Origin of the sequence: Actinoalloteichus spitiensis RMV-1378, assembly GCF_000239155.1 — a bacterium.
Classification (GTDB): Bacteria; Actinomycetota; Actinomycetes; order Mycobacteriales; family Pseudonocardiaceae; genus Actinoalloteichus_B; species Actinoalloteichus_B spitiensis.
This window is the reverse complement of sequence record NZ_AGVX02000103.1, coordinates 1-3,145: the sequence shown is the minus strand read 5'-3', so window position 1 is coordinate 3,145 and position 3,145 is coordinate 1. Positions and strand designations below refer to the sequence as shown.

Annotated in this window: 3 protein-coding genes and 1 CRISPR repeat array; of the genes, 2 read left to right on the top strand and 1 reads right to left on the bottom strand. The window is 73.2% G+C overall.

Annotated elements, in window-relative coordinates:
- A CRISPR array of direct repeats spans positions 1-334; the repeat unit is 28 nt; unit sequence GGAACAGCCCCGCGTGCGCGGGGACGAC.
- 530 nt (positions 335-864) lie between these two features.
- Both ACTIDRAF_RS27335 and ACTIDRAF_RS31795 read left to right on the top strand, forming a co-directional pair.
- Positions 865-1,581 carry a helix-turn-helix transcriptional regulator gene (locus ACTIDRAF_RS27335; RefSeq protein ID WP_052168711.1) on the top strand — a complete coding sequence of 239 codons (717 nt, stop codon included), beginning with the start codon at positions 865-867 and terminating at the stop codon, positions 1,579-1,581.
- Positions 1,582-1,595: 14 nt separating this feature from the next.
- Positions 1,596-1,826, top strand: coding sequence for a hypothetical protein (locus ACTIDRAF_RS31795; protein ID WP_169533954.1), 231 nt, complete (start codon positions 1,596-1,598; stop codon positions 1,824-1,826).
- A 146-nt stretch (positions 1,827-1,972) separates the two neighbouring features.
- Here the strand turns inward: ACTIDRAF_RS31795 and ACTIDRAF_RS27330 are convergent.
- A partial coding sequence (locus ACTIDRAF_RS27330) for a PEP-utilizing enzyme (protein WP_016697671.1) occupies positions 1,973-3,145 on the bottom strand: 1,173 nt, incomplete at its 5' end.

The window sequence follows — 3,145 nt, the reverse complement described above, 5'->3', positions numbered from 1 at the left end:
GGAACAGCCCCGCGTGCGCGGGGACGACCTGTGCGACGTTCAGCCCGAGGAGGGACTTTCCGGAACAGCCCCGCGTGCGCGGGGACGACAACAACGGCCCAGCCGAGGCCGACTCCATCCGCGGAACAGCCCCGCGTGCGCGGGGACGACGCTGGGCCAGCAGTAGCCCAGCTCATCCGCATAGGGAACAGCCCCGCGTGCGCGGGGACGACGCGACACCGGCCGAAACGGTGCACCACGCCAGGGGAACAGCCCCGCGTGCGCGGGGACGACAGCCTGCGTCAGGCTGCATGGCTGGACTCCTCCGGAACAGCCCCGCGTGCGCGGGGACGACACTTCTTGACCTGCGACGTTACGAGCGACACGACCGATTCTCATTCACTTTCCTGACGGTCTCCCGCATCCCGCAGATCCTCCCTGCCCACAGTATCCCGTCCACCCGCCACAGCCCTTCAGCAGGCCGGTCACCGCTCCACCAGGCGTCCCCACGCCCTGCCGCCGTCCTCCCGCGACCGCGAGAACATCCGCACCGCTCGACCACGCGCCGCCCACGAGCACGAAACTGTCCGCGATTCCCGTCTTCCACCACGTCACGCCATGCTTGGTGGAAAGTCCACAACATCGGGCGCTCCCGCCCGTCCCTGAGGTACCCACTCCCCCGCACCACCCCCGACCTGCGAGTCCTCTCCCGTTCGTACCGCGAACCACGGAGACAGGCCGGCACGACCACCGACGCACGCGAGCGGAGCTCGCCGCCGTTCGGCGGCGCCAACCACGCGAAGCGGCCGCCCTCCGACGTCCGCGCCCCCTCCCGCTCCGGAATTCAGGTCAGGAACCGCCCTGAATTCGGCCACACTGGGGCTCGTGGCCGATGTGACCCAGCGTTCCCTCGCCCTGCTGGCAGCCCTGGGGAACGGGCAACCCGTCTCCGGCGAGGAACTCGCCCGACTCCTGGGGGTCGACCAGCGGACGATCCGCCGGGACGTCCAGCGGCTCCGGGGCTACGGGTACGACGTGGACGCGCAACCCGGCCCGGGCGGCTACTACCGCATGACCGGCGGGAACACCGTACCGCCCATCCCCGTGGCCGTGGGTGGAGCGGACAGTCCACCCGCCGCCACGGCAGCGAGCCACGCGCTCCCCGAGAACGGCGGCGACCCCCTCGCTGCCGCCGGCAGGCGTGCGCTCGACCAGCTCACCCAGCACCCGGCAACCCGGCCCACCGACCTCGACATCGACGCGGAGCGGGAACCAGGCTGGCGCACGGGCACGGGTGGGAACCCGGCCGACCTCGTGGGGGCGGCGGTTCAGCAGTGCCGCATCCTCACCTTCGACTACACCGACGCCGCCGGCGTGGTCTCCACCCGCAGGGTCGAACCCCACCGTCGGGTGCACCAGGTGATGCGCTGGTACCTGTTGGCCTGGGACATCGGCCGCCGGGACTGGCGGGTGTTCCGCATGGACCGGATGTCGGAGCCACGCGCCGAGGGGCTGGGTTCACGCCTCGTCCGCTCCCTCCGGACGACGGGGTGGGCTACCCGCGTTGGACCATGCCCCGGTCACCGCTCCGCGTCGTGGTGACCGTGGAGGCTCCGGTGGCGGCGGTCGCGGACGTGCTGCGCTACCAGCAGGTGGAGTTCCTCGCCGTCGGGCCGGAGCGGACCCGGGCGGTCCTGACCGTGGAGTCCTGGCAGTGGCTGGTGTTGAACCTCGCCTTCCTGGATGTCGAGTTCACCGTGGAGGAGCCCGAGGAGGTGCGGTCGGCGTGCGCGGGCTTCGCTTCCAGGCTGGGGTCGGCGAGCGCGTCGGGCACCATTGCCCCGTGACCGGTCGTGGCGGTGAGCCACCGTCCGCGCTGCACGCGAACCTCCCACGCCGCGCCTCGCGCATGGCTCGCTCCGAACGTGCTCGGTGACGGCGGGCCGGTATCGGCGGCGTGACCGCACCGCGCTTCCCCGCACCACGCGCTCCGCTACGCCCCGCTGGGTTGGGCTCCTCCCCCGGTCGGCGGGTCGAGCAGGTGGACCTCGCCGCGTTCGCCGTGCACGCGCAGCCGGTCGCCGGTGCGGATCCGCATGGTCGCGTTCCCGCAGCCGACGACGGCGGGGATGCCGAGTTCCCTGGCGACGATCGCGGCGTGGGAGAGCGGGGCGCCGACGTCGGTGACCACGGCGGCCGCCCGGGGGAACAACGGTGTCCATCCGACGTTGGTGACGGTGGTGACCAGCACCTCGCCCGCCCGCAGGTCCTCGGCGTCCTCCACGGAGGTCACGACACGGGCGACGCCTTCCACCGTGCCGACGGCGCCGGGGAATCCGGTGATCGGGCCCGGGTCGGCCTCCGGCTCGGGTTCGGGGGTGCTGACCGCTGGTCGTGGCGCTGGGGTGGTGGGGTGGTGGCCCGGCCGTTCGGGGTGTGCCGGTGCCGACGGGGCGGTCGCCGCGTCGTACAGGTCGGTGCGGCGCCGTGGGTCGGCCGCCCACCGCTCGGGGTCGAAGTGGCCTCGGATCAGGGTCGGGTAGCTCGGCAGTGCCCGGTACCGCTCGTAGGCGTCGCGGCGGGCCGGCACGGCCGCGAGGGGTCGGTCGTCGCCGGCCAGTACCCGTTCGATCTCGTGCCGTTCGAGGAGGAACAGGTCGTGGCCGTGCCCGGTCAGTTCGCCGGCGTGGAGGACGACGTCGCGGATCGCCCAGAACGCCCGGTTGACCTCGGAGCGGGTGGCTTCGCGGTCGTGGACGAGCCGGGCCCACGAGCGCAGTTCGCGGCGGGTCCGCGTGACGTGCCGGGGGTGGTCGCGCTGGTAGCGCGACCACGCCTGCTCGTGTTCCGCTCGGCGCCTGGCGAGCAGGGCGTGGACGTCGGTGCGGGATTCGCGGAACGCGGCGAGTTGGTGGTCGAGCCAGGTGGGGTCCTCGGCAGGCCGGGGCAGGGAGATCTCGAACTCGTCGGGGCAGCGGTGCCCCCACTGGCGGATGTGGTCCGCCGGGCTGGTGTCACCGTCGGCGAGGCTGGCGAGGCCGAGCAGGGGGCCGAGGCTCGCCAGCGGTGCGCCGTGTCCGATGCCGGTGGTCAGCGCGTTGGCGTCGGCTTCCCCGACCTGCTCGGCGAGGCGCTGGCGGACCTTGACGAGCCGGTTGCCGCCGCC